Origin of the sequence: Ferrovum myxofaciens, from assembly GCF_013181415.1 — a bacterium.
Taxonomy (GTDB): Bacteria; Pseudomonadota; Gammaproteobacteria; order Burkholderiales; family Ferrovaceae; genus Ferrovum; species Ferrovum myxofaciens.
Genome location: NZ_CP053676.1, coordinates 1,513,369 through 1,532,103 on the forward strand (window position 1 = coordinate 1,513,369; position 18,735 = coordinate 1,532,103).

19 protein-coding genes and 1 CRISPR repeat array are annotated in these 18,735 nt (G+C 54.5%); of the genes, 8 read left to right on the plus strand and 11 right to left on the minus strand.

Going from position 1 to position 18,735, the window contains the following annotated elements; translation table 11 throughout:
• Nucleotides 1-10 precede the first annotated feature (10 nt).
• Both HO274_RS07380 and HO274_RS07385 read left to right on the plus strand, forming a co-directional pair.
• A complete protein-coding gene (locus tag HO274_RS07380; RefSeq protein WP_273118207.1) occupies nt 11-1,567 on the plus strand; it encodes an efflux transporter outer membrane subunit in 1,557 nt (518 codons plus the stop codon).
• A 56-nt stretch (nt 1,568-1,623) separates the two neighbouring features.
• The gene (locus tag HO274_RS07385) at nt 1,624-2,070 is read left to right on the plus strand and encodes an EVE domain-containing protein (RefSeq protein ID WP_273118210.1); all 447 of its coding nucleotides are present in this window, start codon (nt 1,624-1,626) and stop codon (nt 2,068-2,070) included.
• Here the strand turns inward: HO274_RS07385 and HO274_RS07390 are convergent.
• Nucleotides 2,056-5,058 (minus strand): sensor domain-containing protein, encoded by a 3,003-nt coding sequence (locus HO274_RS07390; protein ID WP_273118213.1) that lies wholly within the window; start codon nt 5,056-5,058, stop codon nt 2,056-2,058. The two genes, HO274_RS07385 and HO274_RS07390, sit on opposite strands and share 15 nt — an antisense overlap.
• 244 nt (nt 5,059-5,302) lie before the next feature.
• On the opposite strand from HO274_RS07390, the gene HO274_RS07395 reads away from it, so the two are divergent.
• Both HO274_RS07395 and HO274_RS07400 read left to right on the plus strand, forming a co-directional pair.
• Nucleotides 5,303-6,304 (plus strand): Druantia anti-phage system protein DruA, encoded by a 1,002-nt coding sequence (locus HO274_RS07395; RefSeq protein ID WP_273118215.1) that lies wholly within the window; start codon nt 5,303-5,305, stop codon nt 6,302-6,304.
• A gap of 81 nt (nt 6,305-6,385) precedes the next feature.
• Nucleotides 6,386-7,108 carry an ISAs1 family transposase gene (locus tag HO274_RS07400; RefSeq protein WP_273118219.1) on the plus strand — a complete coding sequence of 241 codons (723 nt, stop codon included), beginning with the start codon at nt 6,386-6,388 and terminating at the stop codon, nt 7,106-7,108.
• A 263-nt stretch (nt 7,109-7,371) separates the two neighbouring features.
• On the opposite strand, the gene HO274_RS07405 is transcribed toward HO274_RS07400, so the two are convergent.
• A complete protein-coding gene (locus HO274_RS07405; protein ID WP_273118221.1) occupies nt 7,372-8,556 on the minus strand; it encodes an ATP-binding protein in 1,185 nt (394 codons plus the stop codon).
• A 222-nt stretch (nt 8,557-8,778) separates the two neighbouring features.
• Between HO274_RS07405 and HO274_RS07410 the strand changes: the two genes are divergently transcribed.
• Nucleotides 8,779-9,594, plus strand: a complete 816-nt coding sequence (locus HO274_RS07410) for a Fic family protein (protein ID WP_273118224.1) — start codon at nt 8,779-8,781, stop codon at nt 9,592-9,594.
• On the opposite strand, the gene HO274_RS07415 is transcribed toward HO274_RS07410, so the two are convergent.
• Nucleotides 9,552-9,968 (minus strand): hypothetical protein, encoded by a 417-nt coding sequence (locus HO274_RS07415; protein WP_273118227.1) that lies wholly within the window; start codon nt 9,966-9,968, stop codon nt 9,552-9,554. The two genes, HO274_RS07410 and HO274_RS07415, sit on opposite strands and share 43 nt — an antisense overlap.
• Nucleotides 9,969-10,020: 52 nt before the next feature.
• Here HO274_RS07415 and HO274_RS07420 point away from each other — a divergent pair, with 52 nt between their 5' ends.
• From HO274_RS07420 to HO274_RS07430, 3 genes are all read left to right on the plus strand, one after another.
• Complete coding sequence (locus HO274_RS07420; RefSeq protein WP_273118230.1) at nt 10,021-10,251, plus strand: hypothetical protein; 231 nt, start codon at nt 10,021-10,023, stop codon at nt 10,249-10,251.
• 223 nt (nt 10,252-10,474) lie between these two features.
• Nucleotides 10,475-10,855, plus strand: coding sequence for an antitoxin Xre/MbcA/ParS toxin-binding domain-containing protein (locus tag HO274_RS07425; RefSeq protein ID WP_273118233.1), 381 nt, complete (start codon nt 10,475-10,477; stop codon nt 10,853-10,855).
• Nucleotides 10,815-11,528, plus strand: coding sequence for an RES family NAD+ phosphorylase (locus HO274_RS07430; RefSeq protein ID WP_273118236.1), 714 nt, complete (start codon nt 10,815-10,817; stop codon nt 11,526-11,528). The genes HO274_RS07425 and HO274_RS07430 overlap by 41 nt, the downstream gene beginning before the upstream one ends.
• 114 nt (nt 11,529-11,642) lie before the next feature.
• Nucleotides 11,643-12,747: a CRISPR direct-repeat array (repeat unit 37 nt; unit sequence GTTTCAATCCGCGCCCGACCAAATGGCCGGGCGATAC).
• Nucleotides 12,748-12,925: 178 nt separating this feature from the next.
• On the opposite strand, the gene cas2 is transcribed toward HO274_RS07430, so the two are convergent.
• From cas2 to cas5c, 8 genes are all read right to left on the minus strand, one after another.
• On the minus strand, nt 12,926-13,216 hold the full coding sequence (gene cas2 / locus HO274_RS07435) for a CRISPR-associated endonuclease Cas2 (RefSeq protein ID WP_273118239.1): 291 nt from the start codon (nt 13,214-13,216) through the stop codon (nt 12,926-12,928).
• Between the two features lie 8 nt (nt 13,217-13,224).
• Nucleotides 13,225-14,259: a type I-C CRISPR-associated endonuclease Cas1c gene (gene cas1c / locus HO274_RS07440; protein ID WP_273118242.1), complete on the minus strand. Its 1,035-nt coding sequence runs from the start codon at nt 14,257-14,259 to the stop codon at nt 13,225-13,227.
• Between the two features lie 2 nt (nt 14,260-14,261).
• The gene (cas4, locus tag HO274_RS07445; protein WP_273118245.1) at nt 14,262-14,888 is read right to left on the minus strand and encodes a CRISPR-associated protein Cas4; all 627 of its coding nucleotides are present in this window, start codon (nt 14,886-14,888) and stop codon (nt 14,262-14,264) included.
• Complete coding sequence (locus tag HO274_RS07450) at nt 14,889-15,131, minus strand: type II toxin-antitoxin system HicA family toxin (RefSeq protein ID WP_273118248.1); 243 nt, start codon at nt 15,129-15,131, stop codon at nt 14,889-14,891. It lies immediately after the preceding gene.
• On the minus strand, nt 15,128-15,334 hold the full coding sequence (locus HO274_RS07455; protein WP_031596430.1) for a hypothetical protein: 207 nt from the start codon (nt 15,332-15,334) through the stop codon (nt 15,128-15,130). Before HO274_RS07455 ends, HO274_RS07450 begins: the two co-directional genes overlap by 4 nt.
• Nucleotides 15,335-15,416: 82 nt before the next feature.
• A complete protein-coding gene (gene cas7c / locus HO274_RS07460; protein ID WP_273118257.1) occupies nt 15,417-16,301 on the minus strand; it encodes a type I-C CRISPR-associated protein Cas7/Csd2 in 885 nt (294 codons plus the stop codon).
• The gene (cas8c, locus tag HO274_RS07465) at nt 16,298-18,070 is read right to left on the minus strand and encodes a type I-C CRISPR-associated protein Cas8c/Csd1 (protein WP_273118261.1); all 1,773 of its coding nucleotides are present in this window, start codon (nt 18,068-18,070) and stop codon (nt 16,298-16,300) included. Before cas8c ends, cas7c begins: the two co-directional genes overlap by 4 nt.
• A complete protein-coding gene (gene cas5c, locus HO274_RS07470; protein WP_273118264.1) occupies nt 18,067-18,732 on the minus strand; it encodes a type I-C CRISPR-associated protein Cas5c in 666 nt (221 codons plus the stop codon). Before cas5c ends, cas8c begins: the two co-directional genes overlap by 4 nt.
• Nucleotides 18,733-18,735 lie beyond the last annotated feature (3 nt).

Consider the following 18,735-nt stretch of genomic DNA (forward strand, 5'->3'; position numbering starts at 1 on the left):
GCCATCAGTCATGCTGTGTCGTCCCTTATTCTTTCTAAACCCGCTTCTGTTGGCGATCCTTCTGGGTGGGTGTGCCATGGGACCTGACTTTCAGCGTCCGCAAGCGCCCTCGGCAAACGGCTATACCCCGCAGGAAAAACCGGGTACTACCGCCGCCACCCCAGGCCTCGCCGGAGAACCCCAACACTTTGACGTACAGAAAGATCTTCCCTTTGACTGGTGGACGATGTTTCATTCAAAGGACATCGATGACCTGATCGAACTGACCTTCAAGAACAACCCCACCATTCCGGCAGCGCAAGCGGCCCTGCAGCAGGCACAGTCGATGACCGTGGCTCAGGAAGGATTCTTCTTCCCCACCGTGGGAGTGAGTTACATGCCTTCACGCAACAAGTTGGCCGGAAACATGGGGGGGAATTCGCCCGGAATTCAAGGAAATGGTCAGGTCATACAGACTTACAGTAACCCGGCGGGCCCCATCTATAACGGTCCGGCTTATTACAATTTTCATACCGCCCAGTTGATGGTGGGCTACACCCCTGATGTGTTTGGCGCCAACCGACGCCAGGTTGAATCCATGAAGGCCCAGGAAGAACAGCAACGCTACCAGTTGGAAGCCACTTATATTACCCTGGCCTCCAATGTGGTGGCCGCTGCCCTGCAGGAAGCTTCCCTGCGTGCCCAACTGGAGGCCACGCACCAGATCATCGACGCCAACCGGGAAATGCTGACCATTCTCAAGAATCAAGAGCGCCTAGGCTATGCCATGGACATCGATGTCGCCAATCAGGAAACCGCGCTGGCACAAGCCGAGCAGAGTTTGCCCCCTCTCGAAAAGGCCCTGGAACAAACCCGTGATCTGCTGCGCGCCCTGGCCGGCCAGTTGCCCAATCAGGATATCCCGCAAAAATTCGAATTGGCCTCCCTGCATCTCCCTTCCACCCTTCCGCTCAGTTTGCCGTCCCAACTGGTGGACCAGCGTCCCGATGTACGCATGGCCGAGGAACAACTTCACTATGCCAGTGCGCAAGTGGGCGTGGCCATCGCCAATCGCCTCCCCCAATTCACCATCTTTGGATTCATTGGGGGAGAAGCGGGCACATTCAACCAGATGTTTCACAATGGCGCCGGTTTCTTCAGTTTGATCGGAGATGTCAGTCAAACCTTGTTTGACGGCGGCACCTTGAGCGCTCATCAAACCGCTGCCGAAGCAGCCCTCAAGGAAGCCGCCGCCCAATACCGCAGCACCGTCATCGGGGCCTTTCAGAATGTAGCCGATACCCTGCATGCCATCGAAGCGGATGCCCGTACCCTGAAGGCTGCCAACGAAACAGAACAAGCCGCCCGGCACGCCTATGACTTGACCCGTCGGCAACGCGAGGTCGGTTATGTCAATGCCCAGGCCGAACTCACCGCTCTGATCAATTTTCAGCAGGCCGAATTGACCCTGGTACAGGCACGCGTCAATCGTTTTGGCGACACTGCAGCCCTCTACCAAGCCCTGGGAGGAGGATGGTGGAAGCGTAAGGAAGCGCTCTCCGAAAACACGCCACCCTCTGCCCCTTGACCCTGGTTTTCCGAACGCCTACTTTTGATCCCATGACAGAGACGCATTATTGGTTAATGAAATCCGAGCCTTCCGAAGTGAGTTTCGATGATTTGCTGACCCTGGCCAATCAGGAAGTAGCGTGGTTTGGCGTACGCAATTATCAGGCGCGCAATTTCATGATGCGCGATATGGTCCTGGGGGATGGTGTCCTGTTTTATCATTCCAATTGTGCCGCTCCCGGCATCGCGGGATTGGCGCGCGTATCCCGACTGGCCGAACCTGATGCCACGCAGTTCGACCCCCTATCCCCCTATTTCGACCCCAAAGCCACCCTGGAGCACCCGCGCTGGCATTGCGTACACGTCCAAGCCGTCAAAAAAACGCGCTTGCTGACCCTGGCCGAACTACGCCAAACCCCCGACTTACAAACCCTGCGCGTACTGGCCAAGGGAAATCGTCTGTCCATCACTCCGGTCACGCTTCAGGAATGGAAAACCCTGCAGGACCTACTGCTGCGATGACTCCTCCGGAAATCCTTTGAAGTTTCGAATCCAGACAGGAACTTCTGCAGCCGGCATGGGACGTGCAATGCCGAACCCTTGGGCCAGGGAACACCCCATGTCGAGAAGTTTCCGACCATGTGCGATGGTTTCCACCCCCTCGGCCAGCACAGCCTTGTGGAATGCCAGGGCCAGCCCGATAACCCCCTGGACGATGGAAAGATCCTCGGGATCGTGCAACATGTCACGAATAAAAACCTGATCGATCTTGATGATCGATGCAGGCAATCGACGAAGGTAGGAAAGGGAAGCGTACCCTGTGCCAAAGTCATCGATGGAAAAACTCACCCCGAAATCCATACAATGCATCATCTTCTGAATGACCGCATCGAGGTCACCCAGAGCTGCAGTCTCCAGAATTTCCAATTCCAGTGCACGGGGTGGAAGTTGTGGGTAGACAGCCATTTCGAGACGGATAAAATCCACAAACCCTGGAGAGCGCAGATGGGGCGCAGGAATATTGACACTCAAGGACAGATCCAGTCCCATGCGGTGCCACTCGGACAGTTGGCACAAGGCCTGACGCACTACCCATTCTGACAAAACTATCTCGAAGTGGCTGCCTTCCACCAAGGGAATGAATTCTCTGGGCAAGACCAGCCTCCCCTGCATCGAATCATGCCAGCGGATGAGCGCTTCAAGTCCGATCACTCGACCCTGAAGCATATCCACCTTGGGCTGATAGTACAACTGCAATTCTCCCAGATCAAGGGCCTGCTCCAATCGTTCCAGGGTATGGATGCGGTGCCGCATCAGGTGTTCGCTTTGCGCGTCAAAGAAATAAATTTTGTCCCGCCCGGACTGCTTGGCCAGATACATGGCCTGATCTGCGTGGCGAAGCAATACTTCACCATCGGATACATCATCGGGACACAACGTCACTCCGATGCTTGCCGAAATCTTGAGCCAATGACCTTCGATCTGAAACGGCTGACCGATAGTTTCTTGAATTCGTTGCAAAAGAAACAGGCACTCTGACTGATCACTGTTCCCTTCAATAATCACCACGAATTCATCACCACCGAAACGGGCAACCGTATCTGTGGTACGACAAGCATCGTGAATTCTTTTCCCCACGGCTACCAGAAGATGGTCTCCAAGACCATGACCATAAGTGTCATTGACCTTTTTGAATCCATCCAGGTCAATGAAACACACCGCCACCAGCCCATTCGAACGTTTGAGTTGAGCCAGGGCATGCTCAAGTCGATCGGTGAGCAAGGCACGATTCGGCAAGTTGGTCAGGGTATCGTAATACACCCGGCGTTCGAGTTCCAGTTGTTGCTTTCGCAACAGTGTGAGGTCATCCACCAACACCACCAAATAGTCCAACATGCCGGAAGGGTTGCGCACTGCACGAGCGGCTACATGCGTATAAATGATATCCCCATTCTTTTTGAAAAACCTTTTATCAAATTCGTATTCGTCCAACTTGCCTGACACCACTCTCTCAAACAACTGTCGATTGAGAGCCAGGTCTTCGGTGTGGGTGATGTCCTCCCATGACATCCCCGTCAACTCGGCATTGCTGTAACCCAGCATTTCACAGAGTGCCGGGTTGACTTCTATCCAGCGCCGGTCTGAAGCCGTGGTGGCCATTCCCACCATGGAACGTTCAAAATAGGCCCGAAAATGCTGCTCTCGCTCATATAGGGATTGCTCTGCTTTTTTTCTGGCCAACTCACGATCGAAAGTCTCTAGGGCAAAAGCAATGTCCCGCACCATTTCGTTGAGAACGGTTACGGCTTCCTCATGAAAAGCATCGGTAGTCACCGCATACACGGCCATCACCGCCACCACCGTATCTCCCTGAATGATCGGGAAAGTTGCCCCACTTCGCCATCCGTACATTTGCGCCCTTGCTTTCCAAGGAGTGGTCAAAGGGTCGCTCATGAAGTCGTTGACAAAGATATTGCGCGCCTCTCGAAAACTCAAGGCGATGGGACCGAGTTGCTCAGAATCGGAAGGGATCAGAGGAAAAGAGAGGCCAGTCAGATAGTCTGTTCCCGTCCCATAGAAAACCTCTGGAATAATGGCATCCCGCTGTTCCGAAGGTACTCCAATCCAGGCCATTTCAAACCCGGCAAACTCCACCGCCACCTTGCACACCAAAGGAAACAATTTATCCTTGGTTTCCATGCGTACGATGGCCTGATTGATTTCGCTGAGGGCGTGATAAAGGTCGGTCAGTCGCTGAATGCGCTGTTCATAGGCCTTCCGTCGTGAAATATCGCGTACCAGCATGCAATTATATTCCACGCCTTCGTACTCAAAATAATTGACCAATACTTCGGTAGGGAAGATTGAGCCATCTCGATGTCGTTGGGAGGATTCAAGGGACATCGTGCCGTGTACCTTCAACTTTTCCCAGAGTCTGCCCCACTGATCGGGGGTAAAAAACGGATCCGGATCCCCCACCGACATTTGGACCAGTTCAGAATAGGAGTACCCCAATTGGCGACAAGCGGACTCGTTGACATCCAAAATCCGGCCCTGTCGATCGATCCACAACATCTGCTCGGCAGCATGATCGATGCCGAACTGCTTGAACCGTAACGTAGCCTCAAATTGTCGCCGTTCCGATATGTCCCGTGAAGAACAATACAGGAGAGGCTCGCCCAGGACGGCGTGATAACTTCTGGCCGTAATCTCTACAGGGACGATTCGTCCGTCCTTGCAGCGGTGCAAAGACTCAAAGGTTCGGTGGGCCCCTTCGCCCAACTGAAAATTCAAGTCGATGACGTTCATGACTTCCTCTCGGGTCCACTGGGCGTCCCATTGAGACACATGCATCCCAATGGCCTCAGCACGAGAATAGCCCAGCAGAGCAAAAAAGTAGTCACTGCCCTCGATCAGAAAACCCTGGCGATCAAGTATATGAATTCCATCGCTTGCAACCTGAAGAAGTTGCTTGATTCGTTGCCCGGGGTCTTCTACGCCATGATTCATGACAGCATCCTTGTTGTTGCACTGCCAGCCGTCTCTTTCATTGAATTTGACCACCCAGGTACGAGGGCACCCGGAATCGGATTCATATTCAACCCGTCCACAAGGATACTATGGCAAACCCCGTTGTCAAGACAGGGACAGGTATTGAACAGGGTGAATTTGCCCTCCTGTAAATGGCAACTAAAACCAGCTGATTACCATGTAGGGCTGGACATTGCCGAAGACTTCCGGTATAAATCACCGAATGGAACCAACGAACCTCGCCAGCAAAGTGCTATCAGAGATCCAGGTACGCCCTGTGGAACGGGGCGAGGAGACGCGCTATCAAGAGCAGATGGTGCGCCACCATTACCTTGGAGGACTACCGAAGATCGGTGAAACGGTGTGGTACGTTGCGACTTGGCGGGAAGAATGGGTAGCGCAACTGAGTATATCGGCGGCGGCGCTGAAATGCGGCGTTCGTGACCGGTGGATCGGCTGGGACTTTCGCTCGCAGTATGGACGGCTCAAACTGATCGCCAACAATAGTCGCTTCTTGATTCTTCCCGACTGGCACCGGCCGAATATTGGCTCACGCGTTCTGTCGCTGACCGAACGCCGGGTCGTCACTGATTGGCAGACGCGCTTTGGTCATCCGTTACTGCTGCTGGAGACCTTTGTCGATCCCCGGCGCTTCCATGGTGGCGTGTATCGCGCAGCCAACTGGATCGAGTTGGGACTGACCCAGGGATATCGACGTACCCGAGAAGGCTACAGCGCGGAAGCCGATGCCCCCAAGCGGGTCTTTGTTCGCCCCCTGTGTCGCAATCCTCAGGGGCAATTGACCCATCCCAACCGAGCACACCTTCAACTCACAGGAGCCCCCAAGATCATGCTCAATGCCGAACAGATGCGCATGCTGCCGCAGTGTTTCACGATGATTTCCGATCCGCGCCGCGCTCATGGGATACGTCATCGCCTGCCTGTCGTACTGGGCATTGCGGCGGGAGCAACGCTGTGCGGCATGCGCGGCTATAAAGCCATCTCTGATTGGGCCGATGCCTTGGGACAGAAAGCCCGCGAGCGGTTCGGTTGTCGGCGTGAGAAGGGAAGTTATGTCGTCCCTAGTGAATTCGTCATTCGCGACTGCCTGGTTCGCATCGAACCGGACGCGCTGGATCGGGCACTCAATGCCTGGAACGCGGCGTGGGGGGAAGAAAGACGATGCGTTGGCACTCGATGGCAAGACCATGAAGAATGCCATTGACGAGGCGGGACATCAGGCTCATATCATGAGCGTTGTCGGGCATCAATCCAAAATCTGTCACGCCCAAAAAAAGTCGGTACCTTGCCCGTAAAGGGCAGTGATGAGCAGAAGCGCACGAACGAAATCGGCATGGCGATTCCGTTGCTCGACACCTGTGACCTCGCAGGTGTCGATATCACGGGCGACGCTCTGCTGACCCAGCGCGCACTGGCAAACTATATCGTTGAGCAGCAGGCGCATTATCACTTCACCGCCAAGGGCAACCAACCCGGACTGCAACGCGATATCGCGTTGCTGTTCGAGAAGCGCGGGCCCGCCGACTTCGTCGAGATGAGTTCTGCCGATCATGGTCGCATCGAGACGCGGCGTATTTGGTGCAGCACGGCGCTCAATGCCTACCTCGATTTCCCCCATGTTGGTCAGGTTTTTCTGATCGAGCGTGAATCCATCCGGAAAAAAACCGGGGATTATTCGCGTGAAATTGCACTGGGGTTGACGAGCCGCACTCCGCAAGAAGCCTCACCGCAACGGGTGCTGGCCGTCAACCGAGGGCATTGGAGCATCGAAAGCGTTCATTACATCATCGACTGGAACTATGATGAGGATCGCAGCCGTATCCATACCGGTTTTGGCCCGGAAAATATTTCCCGTCTGCGCCGCTTCGCGGTCGGGATACTCAAGTCATTCCAGAAACCCAATCAATCCATCGCCGAGTTGATGCGCAAACTCAGCTTCCGCACACGCCTCGTCTTCGACTACCTGCGGATGACAAACAATTCGGCAACTGTGTCGCTCAGAAATTGAGAACAAATTTACCGTGAGGTATTGAAAGCAAGGTGAATCCGCATTACCATGGAATTCATCCTCGCGGAAAATCGGAAAGATATGGAAGCACCCTTCGCCTTCGTTGCCACTTATACGTCGCGCTTGTCTGCGCATGGCAAGGCGCAGCATTTACCGTTATCACATTGCGCCGGATGAAAACCGACAAAAGCGTGATCGCCGACCTTTATGGAAGATATGCCCCTTATGTTTCGGTCGCCGCCGCATCGAATCGATCGGGAGTGTCACACCAGCCACCGTGCAACAGGCTGGCGCAAGAATTCTTCTATGGCGATGCCATCTCCGCCCACCAGCAGTAATCTGTCCGGCTTGAAAGCCTCGTTGAAGGCGTGCATCCCAGGCAATGCATCACGGGCTCGATCGCTTTTGACTTCAATGGCGATCAGGCGGCGCCCTGCACGCACCACGAAATCGACTTCGCGATTGCGATCACGCCAATAATACACTTCACATTCACCAACAGCAGCGGCATTGGCCAAATGCGCCCCCACAGCCGATTCAGTCAACCTTCCCCAATATTCACGGTCGGCCATGGCTTCTTCAGGACGGTAGCCGGACAAGGCCGATAGCAACGCCGTGTCGAACACTTGCAACTTGGGACTGGAGCCGCGACTACGCACAACTTCTCCCGCATATTTGGAGAAACCAGTCAGCATGCCTGCCGCACCAAGCAATTCAAGATAATGCGCGAGCGTGGTGGTATTCCCGGCATCCTGCAATTGACCAATCATTTTGGTGTAAGACAGTACCTGCCCGGAGTAACGGCATCCCAGTTCAAACATGCGCCGCAGCAAGGCGGGTTTATCCACACGGGATAACAACAAGACATCTCGCGAAAGTGTGGTTTCGATGAGGGAATCGCGCACATAGCGCACCCAGCGGTCATGGTCAGAAATCAGCGAGGCAGCACCTGGGTAACCACCATAAAAAATGCTCTGTTGCACCGACCAGCCAAAAGCCTGGTTCATTTCGTTTGCTGACCAGTGCGGCAGATGCAAGACCTCGAAACGTCCGGCAAGGCTTTCCGACAATCCTCGCTGAATCAGCAAAGGCGCCGAGCCAAGTAGAATCACCTTGATCAAGCGCTTTTTATGTGTGTCTTCATCCCACAGACGCTTGACAGTTTCAGACCATCCACCAACTTTTTGCACTTCGTCCAGCACCAGCACTGCTCCGCGCTCATTCTGCATCAGGCGCGCGATCTCCCATTGTTGGGCTATCCACTCGGCACCGCGCAATGTGGGTTCGTCCGCGCTGGCAAATTGCACTGGTAGTCCGCTCCCCTCGCACACTTGCTGAACCAGAGTCGTTTTACCCACTTGGCGCGGGCCTGCAACCACCTGAATAAAACGACGCGGTTCATCGAGACGACCAGAAAGAATGGTGAATTGGGGGCGTTGATAGCTCATATATAAAATTACTTAATAAGGTGAGTAATTTTACCCACTGCAAAGAGGTTATGTAAATCGACCTAATCCGTTACAGTATTTCTTTTTTTGGGTATCCGGATTTTAGTGTGTTTCCTGGCGCTGCTGAGTCCGCTGTAATTTTATATAACAATCTGATTTTATTGTTGTAAAAGTTGATTTGTCTCGCTACAATGAAACCGGATTACATTGTCAAGGAAAAATATGGGACTCTTTTCTGCGCTCGGATTTCACTGGAACAGGTCAGTCGTGCCTGGTGCGGTGCCGACTCACTCCGTCGAGCGAGTGGCCTTTCGTTTTTATCGCATGCTGCCCGAGTTCGTTTGGGATGCATCCGTGCTCGAAGGCAACCCATTCACATTCCCTGAAGTCAAGACGCTACTCGATGGCGTAACCATCGGCGGACGAAAAGTTTCAGATCAGGAACAGGTTCTCAATCTGGCAGAAAGTTCCAAGCATCTTCTGGCGCTCGTGAAGGCCGGGAAATTCTCACTAGACAAAGCCACGTTCACCGAACTGAATGGCCTTGTCGCCCGCAATGAAGCGCTGGAGTGGGGACACTTCCGGGGCGAGGGCAATGAAACGAACTACACGCCGGATGTTGGTCTGGGTGAACATGGCAGATATACGCCACTGGCGACCGTAGCCGGTGCGACTGAGTTGAACCGCGTCTTTGCCAACGGCCTGCAAGCGCTTCAAGGCGTGGTTCGTCAACCCTTTGAGAAAGCAGCCGCTTTCTTCCTGTTCGGCGCCTTGCAGCAGTTCTTCTTCGATGGCAACAAGCGTACGTCTCGTTTCATGATGAATGGCATCTTGATGTCAGCGGGTATTGATGCAATCAGTGTTCCAGCAGCCAAGGTACAGGAATTCAATGAAAACATGGTCAGGTTTTACCTGGAGAAGGACGCCACTGAAATGATGGCCTTCCTGATCGATTGCCACCCGGATGCAGAGCAAATTCACAAGGTGGATTCAGGTCATTCAGCCGAGAGCGACACGAACAGGGCGGGTCTGTTGTAAGGACCCTGATTATCTCCACCATGGAAAGGCAGTTCGCAGTAACGGATCGAAGAAAAGCCTCGCAAAATCCGCCACCTTATTGGTTTCATTCCGAACAGGTCACGACTACCCGCACTCCGTATGGAAAGTAGTTTTTGTGAGGTAGCGCTTTGCGCCATCCCTGCGAACGGCTTTTCCGGAAGAATGAGTTGGTCGGCATGATGGCTCAGGATCTGGGCGTAGTAGGCTGCTTCAAAGCGGTGATACAACTGCACCAGAACATCGGCCAGCGCCGCTGCGGCCTCATTGGAGAGTTCCGGAAGTTCAATGTCGAGGATGGCGGTGGGTGGACGCTTGTTACGGCGCGAGGTGAAGATCAACTTTCTCTTGGTCATGATTTTCCTTTGGGTCATTAGCGGGCCCGGGAGTTGCGCCGGGTTGAGTGGCATGATCGCGGACGACCCCCTGGCTCTTCTGCTCCATGCCCCCATGTCTGATGAGGCCTGCGCTCACATCTGGGAATTCCTCAGCGATCTGGCCTTCTTCTTCGAGAGTGCACGCTTCGCCCAGATTCGCCGCTCACATTGTGCGCAAGGCGACCACAGAGCCAAAACCCCAGATTCCCCACTTCACGATCCAGACCAACTCGAACTCTTCCCCGATAATCCACCGTCCTGATCAAAAAATAACCCAAAACCCCAAACTTACCCTCAGGAATTTCATCCTGCTGTTTTATGGGAAATTCAGACTGCTGGTGACACTGTAACCATCCCGCGATGATCTCACCGGATGACCGGGCAGAACACCATGAGCGTGACCAAAGCCCCATCCACGGCATCTCGAGTTAACTTTCCATGGCAATAATCGTGTATCATTATTTCTACAGGAAAGGAGGCTAACCATGCTTGCATCCAACCACACCCTCACCACCAAGCCAGACCCATCCTCGGTACTGACCAAGGCAGTGGCCCGTGCGGCCAAGCGGCTGAACATCTCGCGCGTCTTGCTGGCCAAGATCCTGGGTGTCAGCCCACCCACGGTGACTCGCCTCTACAACGGGGAGTACAAGCTCGATGAACGCCGCAAGGAATGGGAGTTCGCCTTGTTGTTTGTGCGCGTCTTCCGTTCTCTCGATTCCATCGTCGGCAATGAACAGACTGCACGCCAATGGCTCAACAGCGAGAACCGGGGTCTCAATGGCCGCCCGGTGGATCTGATTCGTCAAACAGAAGGACTGGTCCGTGTCGTTCACTACCTGGATGCCTCCCGCGGTCTCGTCTGAAGCCTTTGCCTGGCGCAGCCAGGTCTGGCGGATGGTGGAGTCACAGCACATTGCCGCCACCATGAAGTTGGTCGACAACCGCGACGAGCAGGATTTGCTGGAGTCTTTGCTGGAATCGAGCAAACCGACCCAGCCCGATGACACTGCCGGGCTTGATTACTTGCTGGCCACGCCTTTTCGTTATGACCCCAAGCGGGGCGGTTCGCGCTTTCGGGCGGTGACGGACCCCGGAGTGTTCTACGGCGCAGAATCGGTCCGGACAGCTGGCGCAGAACTGGGTTACTGGCGCTGGAAATTTCTCAAGGACACCGTAGATCTTGATCGCATTGAGCCGGTGACACACACGGCATTTCGGGTAGAGGTGGCAACGCTGGTGGTCGATCTGCAACGCCCGCCATTCGATGCTGATGCCGCCATCTGGCAACACCCCACAGATTACACACTGACGCAGCAGTTTGCGCGCACGGCACGCGAGGCCGATGTTGGTGGGATTTTGTATCAGTCGGTACGGGACCCTCAGCCCTCGTGGTGCCTGGCGTTGCTGACGCCGGCTGGCTTTGCCAAACCCAAGCCACATGCCGAGCGGCAGACCTGGTATCTGACCGTATCACTGCACGAGGTGACATTGCGGCGCGATACTGAATCGATGCAGTTTTCTGCGGAGGGTTGGTAGGGCGCTATTCCAATGTTAATCAACAAATTACGCGTTGACGAATCAGGCGGGGTTTATGCGGGATTGGTAAGGAAAATACCGTGTGGTCTCAATGGGGATAAACCACTTTGGGATGTTTCAATCCGCGCCCGACCAAATGGCCGGGCGATACTTTGACAGAATGGGTTGGGCGGCTGCGTTTAATTGGTTTCAATCCGCGCCCGACCAAATGGCCGGGCGATACGAAAGCCCGGCAGCAGTACAAGGACATGGAACGTGTTTCAATCCGCGCCCGACCAAATGGCCGGGCGATACGAACTGAGATTGACTACTGCCCACATATTGACATGTTTCAATCCGCGCCCGACCAAATGGCCGGGCGATACGTTAACTCCTTTCGGGGCAACGTCAAGCGACTGGAGTTTCAATCCGCGCCCGACCAAATGGCCGGGCGATACCATACCCGAATGTAATGATTCTGGCGTGGTATGCGTTTCAATCCGCGCCCGACCAAATGGCCGGGCGATACGGGATGCTCAACGGTGCTCCTACGCAGTACATTGTTTCAATCCGCGCCCGACCAAATGGCCGGGCGATACTAACGGCAGGCGCATATCTGCGCGGTAACGGCACGTTTCAATCCGCGCCCGACCAAATGGCCGGGCGATACCTACGGGCCTTTGGGATTGATTACGGGCGCTATGCGTTTCAATCCGCGCCCGACCAAATGGCCGGGCGATACTCGCCCGAACCGTATGTGCTGGTGACCATCGAGGTGTTTCAATCCGCGCCCGACCAAATGGCCGGGCGATACTCGCCCGAACCGTATGTGCTGGTGACCATCGAGGTGTTTCAATCCGCGCCCGACCAAATGGCCGGGCGATACCGGATTCCCTGATGTATTCTCCGAGAGTGAGTTGTTTCAATCCGCGCCCGACCAAATGGCCGGGCGATACGATGACGATACTGCTTCAAAAATTCATCAAAGAAGTTTCAATCCGCGCCCGACCAAATGGCCGGGCGATACCTACCTCGACCGACGTGCCGCACTGGAGTTCGAGGTTTCAATCCGCGCCCGACCAAATGGCCGGGCGATACCAGCGAGATTCATTTTTTTATCTCCGGTTGTAGTGTTTCAATCCGCGCCCGACCAAATGGCCGGGCGATACTTGCGAAAGATCTGCTTGCGAAAGATTCGCACTGGTTTCAATCCGCGCCCGACCAAATGGCCGGGCGATACTTCGCTCGCGCAACATACCGCTACGCAAGAAGATTCTTGTATTTTCCCGCGAACTCATTCCAGATTGCCTTTGATTTTGGCTCATGAATTTTGTTCTGCGAAAAAATTGTTTATTGATCATAAGGTTAGAACCTACGCGAAAGCCCCGGAGATTGGTCGTTGATAGAGTTTCGCGCATTCAGATAATGAGAGTCCCTTCAAAGTCAACAGAGCGAAAGCAACCATATTGTTTGACCCGTACCTCCACCGGTTCAGTGATGCGGTAGAAACGCAGATTGTCTTGATTATCATCAATTTCAGAAAGCAGTGTGCGCTCCAGTTGCTCGAACTGCATTTCATTGATGGTGCATTCGAATACAGATTTCTGCACCCGCTGCCCAATCTTTTCGCAAGTCTTTGCAACCCGTCTCAGTCGTTTGCGTCCAGCCGCAGTTTCGGTGGAAACATCATAGGTGACAATTATCAGCATACAATTTCCTATTTTGCCAAATAAGGCAGGTAACCTTCCATCTCGCCCCGGATAGTGCGTGCGATGAAACGCGCCTGGATGAAGGGAAGCAGACCAATGGGGATTTTATTTTCAGTGAGAGGATGGGTAATTTCTTCCTGTTTGCGCTCCTGCCAGGCTGTGACGACAGCGCGGCGGCCTTTGTCGTTGAGCATGACAGAACCACCTTCGCGTTCGTCAAAATCAGCAGCAGTGATTTGACCACGATTGATAAGGGTAAGAGCCAACCGGTCAGCAATTATCGAACGAAATTCTTCCTGCAAATCCAATGCGAGTCCGGCACGACCAGGGCGCACGGCGTGGAGAAAGCCGAGTTGCGCATCCAACCCAGCAGCCTCAACGGCTGAGCGGCAGTCATTCATGCTCATGGCGTAGAGGAAGGAAAGCAGGGCATTGAAACGGTCCAGAGGTGGACGGCGGGTTCGACCATTAAGCGCAAACGATACGCGCGCTTGGGGTTTGACAACGAGGTTGATGGCGGTGAAGTAACCACGCGCTGCTTCGCCTTCCACACCGCGCAGTTCGTCCAATGTGTTGGCAACAGCCGCTGCACGCAATGATGCTGCCAGATTGTCTGTGGCGCGAGTGAGCGTAGCGGCCTCATCTGGATTGGCGGCTTCGCGGGCACCGCGTTGTAGATTGACGCGACTGTTTTTGAGTTTCCCCGCAACCACCGCACGCGCAAACTCCAATGTGAAAGCCGGCTCCAACGCCGTACGGTGATGCGCTTGGCGCAACAAAATATTGCCGGAAACCGGGCCTTCGAGCCGCGCTTTGAAACGGCCTGAATCATCCAGCAGCACCAGCGACTTGCCTTCATCCGCCAAGCGGTGCATGAGCGCGGGTGAGACCATGACATTACCAAAGCAGACCAGACTACCCAAATGATGCAGTGGGACCTGGAGTTTTTTCTCACGTTCCACATCGACGCGCAGCGTGGCATTTTCCAGATGCACATAAGCATGTGGCGTCATGACGTAGAGCGTGTTTTGAACGGTATGCACCACTATTTCTCCGGATTGAATAAATCTTGTCTTTGTTGGTTCTGTTTGCCCTGTCCAGCCAGCGCTTCTGGCTGACAAATATCTTTCAACGAGCACTCGTTACAGCGTGCATCGTTCACCGGTGGTGGTAGTTTTCCTGAAGCCAGCATGGCGCGAATGGCGTCAGCAGTTTCTTCCACCAGTTGCCTGAGTTCCGGTGTAATGTTCACTTCTCGCCGCCTATGGCTGGTGGCATGAAAAATCGCGCCTTTTGGCACAGAATGATTCAACATTTCTTCCAGGCAAATCGCTTGCGCGGCGAGTTGGATATCGTCATGCAACTTTTGTCGCTTGGCACCGTGTTTGAACTCAACGGGGTACACACTGCCATCCGGATGGAATTCAACCAGATCGGCCTTGCCATTCAGATTGAGCCGGTCGCACCATACAGGCAAAGCACGCTCCACTCGCACACCCGACTTGATTTCATACCCCGGCGTATCAACAAGATGATGCACAACCTGCCCACGCGCTGTGTGTATGTTATCCTCAAACACCTGCTCCAAATGAATCAGCCCGCACTGGCGCGGACAATAAATCCAATGTTGCAGTGCAGAAAGCGCAACGATTTCATCTGATGGATTTGCCATTTAATCAAATAATTGCTGGATGAGTTCGTCGCGCGTGAGTCCATAATGCGCGCCCACACTGGCGAGAATAGCGGCGAGCGTACCCAGTCTTAACGGATCATGATTAGGGATTGTGATGTGATGCTCGCCACGGATCGTGCTTGTCAGTCGCATGTGACTGCCTGTCTGGCGTGTGACACTGTATCCGTATCGTCCGAGACGTTTGACCAAATCCGCTCCGGAAAGATCGCGCGGCAATCTCATGCTGCCAATACTTCTTCACGGGTGATATGCAAGCGTATTAGGCTAGGCGACTGTCCATCGTCAAAATGACAATGCACTGCATCACGGACTTGGGCGTGCAGGCTATGCAGATCGTCCGCCTCGGTCACAATATCCACGCCAACAGCACGCGCGACATAGCCGCCTTCCAGCGCTTCTTCGACAATGAAATGAATTTCACTCATGAATACTGCCCTCCAATAACAAAGATGATTTCTAGTATTGCCCATCTCACAGATGAAAAATATTAACTCTGGGACGGGCTTTTCAACACGACTTACGCAGAAGTGTCACCCCGGCATGCATGTTTGTATCTTGAATCGCTACATCGTAATCGCTAAAGTTGCGCGGTACGCTCACCCCTTCCTTAAGCTTCGGCCGAATACGTTCGAATAGTGCATGGGCCGGGGCGTTACCAAGCTCCAAATCATGCTTGAACACGTATAGCCCGCGTGTAGTCATCTCCCCGCGTGCGGCGGAGCGGTCGTGTTCGAACATCTGTGCGAGCGCTTGCCAGAGCAATTCCAGGTCGTCATCGGAAAAGCCGGTCTGCTTGGCGAGGAAACTGGAGACAAAGCCGTGCGCCATGTAGAGGCCGTAGGGAACGATGTGTTTGCGGCCCATGGTGCGGTTGTCACCTTCCTGTTTTTCGGCTTCTACTTCGGTGGCTACGGCCATGCGAGTGATGGAATGCTCCTGCGCGATGATGGGATCGATGGAGCGTGCGAAGGTGATTTGTACCGGGCCGCGCACTTGGCCGCAGTTGATCCCGGTGGACATGACCGCGCCGAAGGTACGCACGTCGAAGAAATTGCGGCACATCCACTGGCGTGCATCGTCCACGGCATCGCCGCCTTTGCGTTTCTTGTCATCGCCCGCGAGTAGCTCTTCGCGTCCAATACCCACGTAGGCGCGCTTGTGCTGGTTGTTGAGGATGGCTTTTTCCTTCACGTAAATCTCGAATGGGGGCTGTTCACCCTTCGCCATGCCGACGAAGTTGCGCACCTTACGCTTCAAGGAAACATCCGTCACCAGCCCGTGACCGGTCTCCGCATCCATGCGCGGCAGGTTGCCAGCATCAGGGTCGCCGTTGGGGTTGCCGTCTTTCACGTCGAACAGCAGCACGAAGTCGTAGCGATTAGTCAGACTCATTTTGATTCCTCTTGGTTGTCGGTGGACTGCGTGTTGGATTTGGTGAAGAAAGTTTGGCGTTGGTGGTAGTAGCCCAAGGCAAAACGGCCTTGGTCGGGTAAAGCGAGAATGCGGGGAAAGTCGTCCAGCCCGCCCATAATTTCGCCGACGAGCCGCTCCATCTGCACTGCACGGCCCTTGGATAACTTACCGAGATGGTGGTTATGCAATCGCAGCAGGGTGGTGAACACCGCAACGGGTGTGCTGGAAGCCGCACCGTAGTAGCGATCACGGATGGTTGCGTTCAGACCCGGGCTGGCTTCTTCCTGGATTTTTTCCAGGGTGGCAAATAGTCGCCCCAGCAAATAGGCCGGGTGGGTGTTGGTCGGGTCGAGCATAACCATAAACTCCTTTTCATTTTGGGTGCGACGAATGAGACGGTTTAGCGACGCTTTGATGACGGCGGCGCGGGCGTAGGTAGGTTTCTGCTCTGCCCGGCAACGCTGCACTGCCAGATTGAACAATGACGCTGGATAAGGCAGTCCTCCCAGAATGGCACGCATAACTTCGCCACCCAAGTTGGGAGGGATGTTGTCGGTCTTGCCTTGCACCGCCAGCGCCGAGAGCAGGCGGAACAGGGACAAGTGTTCCGGGTCGTGCGGTGCACGGGCGATTTTGATGTCGTCGAAATGACGGGAGATGCGCTGAGCCAGTTTATGCGCCGGGGCTGTTTCCCAGAAGCGAATTGCGATCCGGGCAGCGTTGGGTGCAAGCCCCAGAACATGGAAGCGAGTGTCAGTTTCGCCGCGTGTGAACTTACCAGACTGAGCGGCCTGATACAGCACCTTCAAAGCATCCGTGCCCCGATTGGGGTCATCTTTGGGTGGTTCGCCGAACAGATCAGGCAGTGCGGTTTCCAGATCGTGCGCTTGTTCTGCCCAGAACACGGTGGAAGCATCGCCAACCTGGATGCGCTGGCGGGAATCACGTGCCAGCAGGTGATTGAGCGCAGTGGTGTAGGCGAAGACAGCGGGTTTGCCGACAGGGGAAGTAAATCCCTGATGTTTTCCATAGGAAGAAAATGCCGGGGTTTGTCCACTGTTGTTGCCACCTTCGTTTTTGTTGTTGATTGAAACGATGTTCGCACCGGAAGTTTGCGCACCCCAGACACCTTTGATAGCAGTATGTAAACGTTCAATTTTGGCTGCGTTCCCTCTTACGAGACAGATGCCGTCAGCCGTGCCTTCAACTGTCGTCAGGGCTGTTGCAGCCACCACGGCGGGGCGCTGGCAGACCAGTTCCACATCGCCATGGAAGCGAAAAGTTATGATCGGGTTGGCGGCCAGAATGTCTGGCCAGATGGGCAAAGTTTCAAGTTGTTTGAGGTCGATACCGTTGAAAAAAGCGAGTATGGCCTGAATACCCGCGTCTTTAAGCGCATCTTCCGGTAAGGCTTCAAGCCGAGCGCGAAATGCGGCGTGCTGTTCGGCGACCCGCTCCGGCTTGCCCTTGGTGTCCACGCCGAGCACATATTCAACGGTATCCCAAAGCAGGTTGGCGGCGATGCCCGAGGTTTTTTTCACACCTTGGGGCACCAGAAAACGCTGGCTGATTTTTTTCTTGCCATCAAGCGTGCGGGTATCAACCAGATTGACAAGCCGACCCTCGGCATCAATCTCGATGACGAATGGAATTTCCTTTTCTTCCAGTCCAAAGGTGGGCAACCGCTCTTGTGGATTGGGGGAACGCTGACGGCGCTGATAGTAATCGTTAAGCGCTTGCAGAATCATCCCCGTACCTCCTCGCTGCTCCACACGGGCACGTTCACCGCGCCGTTTTCCAGCCGGACGCGAAAGAAACGCGGCGCGGGGTCGGCGGGATGGGTGAAATCCAGGTCGTACAGCATGAAACCCAGGTCGCGGGTTTCATCTATGGGTGGAGGCTCTGCGGCGGGGTCAGTTACTAGCCGAAAGTTCGCTGCAAATTCGCGGCAGCCAAAATAGGGCTGATTGACGCATTGACCGCGATTGGCACGACGTTCGAACATTTCGTAATACTTGTTGGCGTGAGCGCCTGGGTCACGCTCAGAGAGAAACTCAAGTTCGGCGTGGACACGATACGCCACATCCCGCAGAAATAGCCCTGCGCGCTGTTGGCGGTCGTCCTCAATGTTGATGCCTAGAATGCCCGTGCCGTTTTTCATGGTGCTCTCCACGTTACGGGTGGAAATCACGCTGGCGACTTCGTTGCGGCGCAAGTTGATCCAGCGGATGGGCTTGAGGACTTCGATTGTGCGGATATGCCAGCGGATGGCAGGTTTCCACAGAATAGCCTCGAAGCAGGCGCGCGCGGAGGAAGGCGTCATCACGTCGTAACTCACTCGCTCGACTTTCATTTCCGGGCGGGTGAAACAGGCGAAGTCGCCGGTTAGTTCAAGGCAGTAGGTCTTCATCGT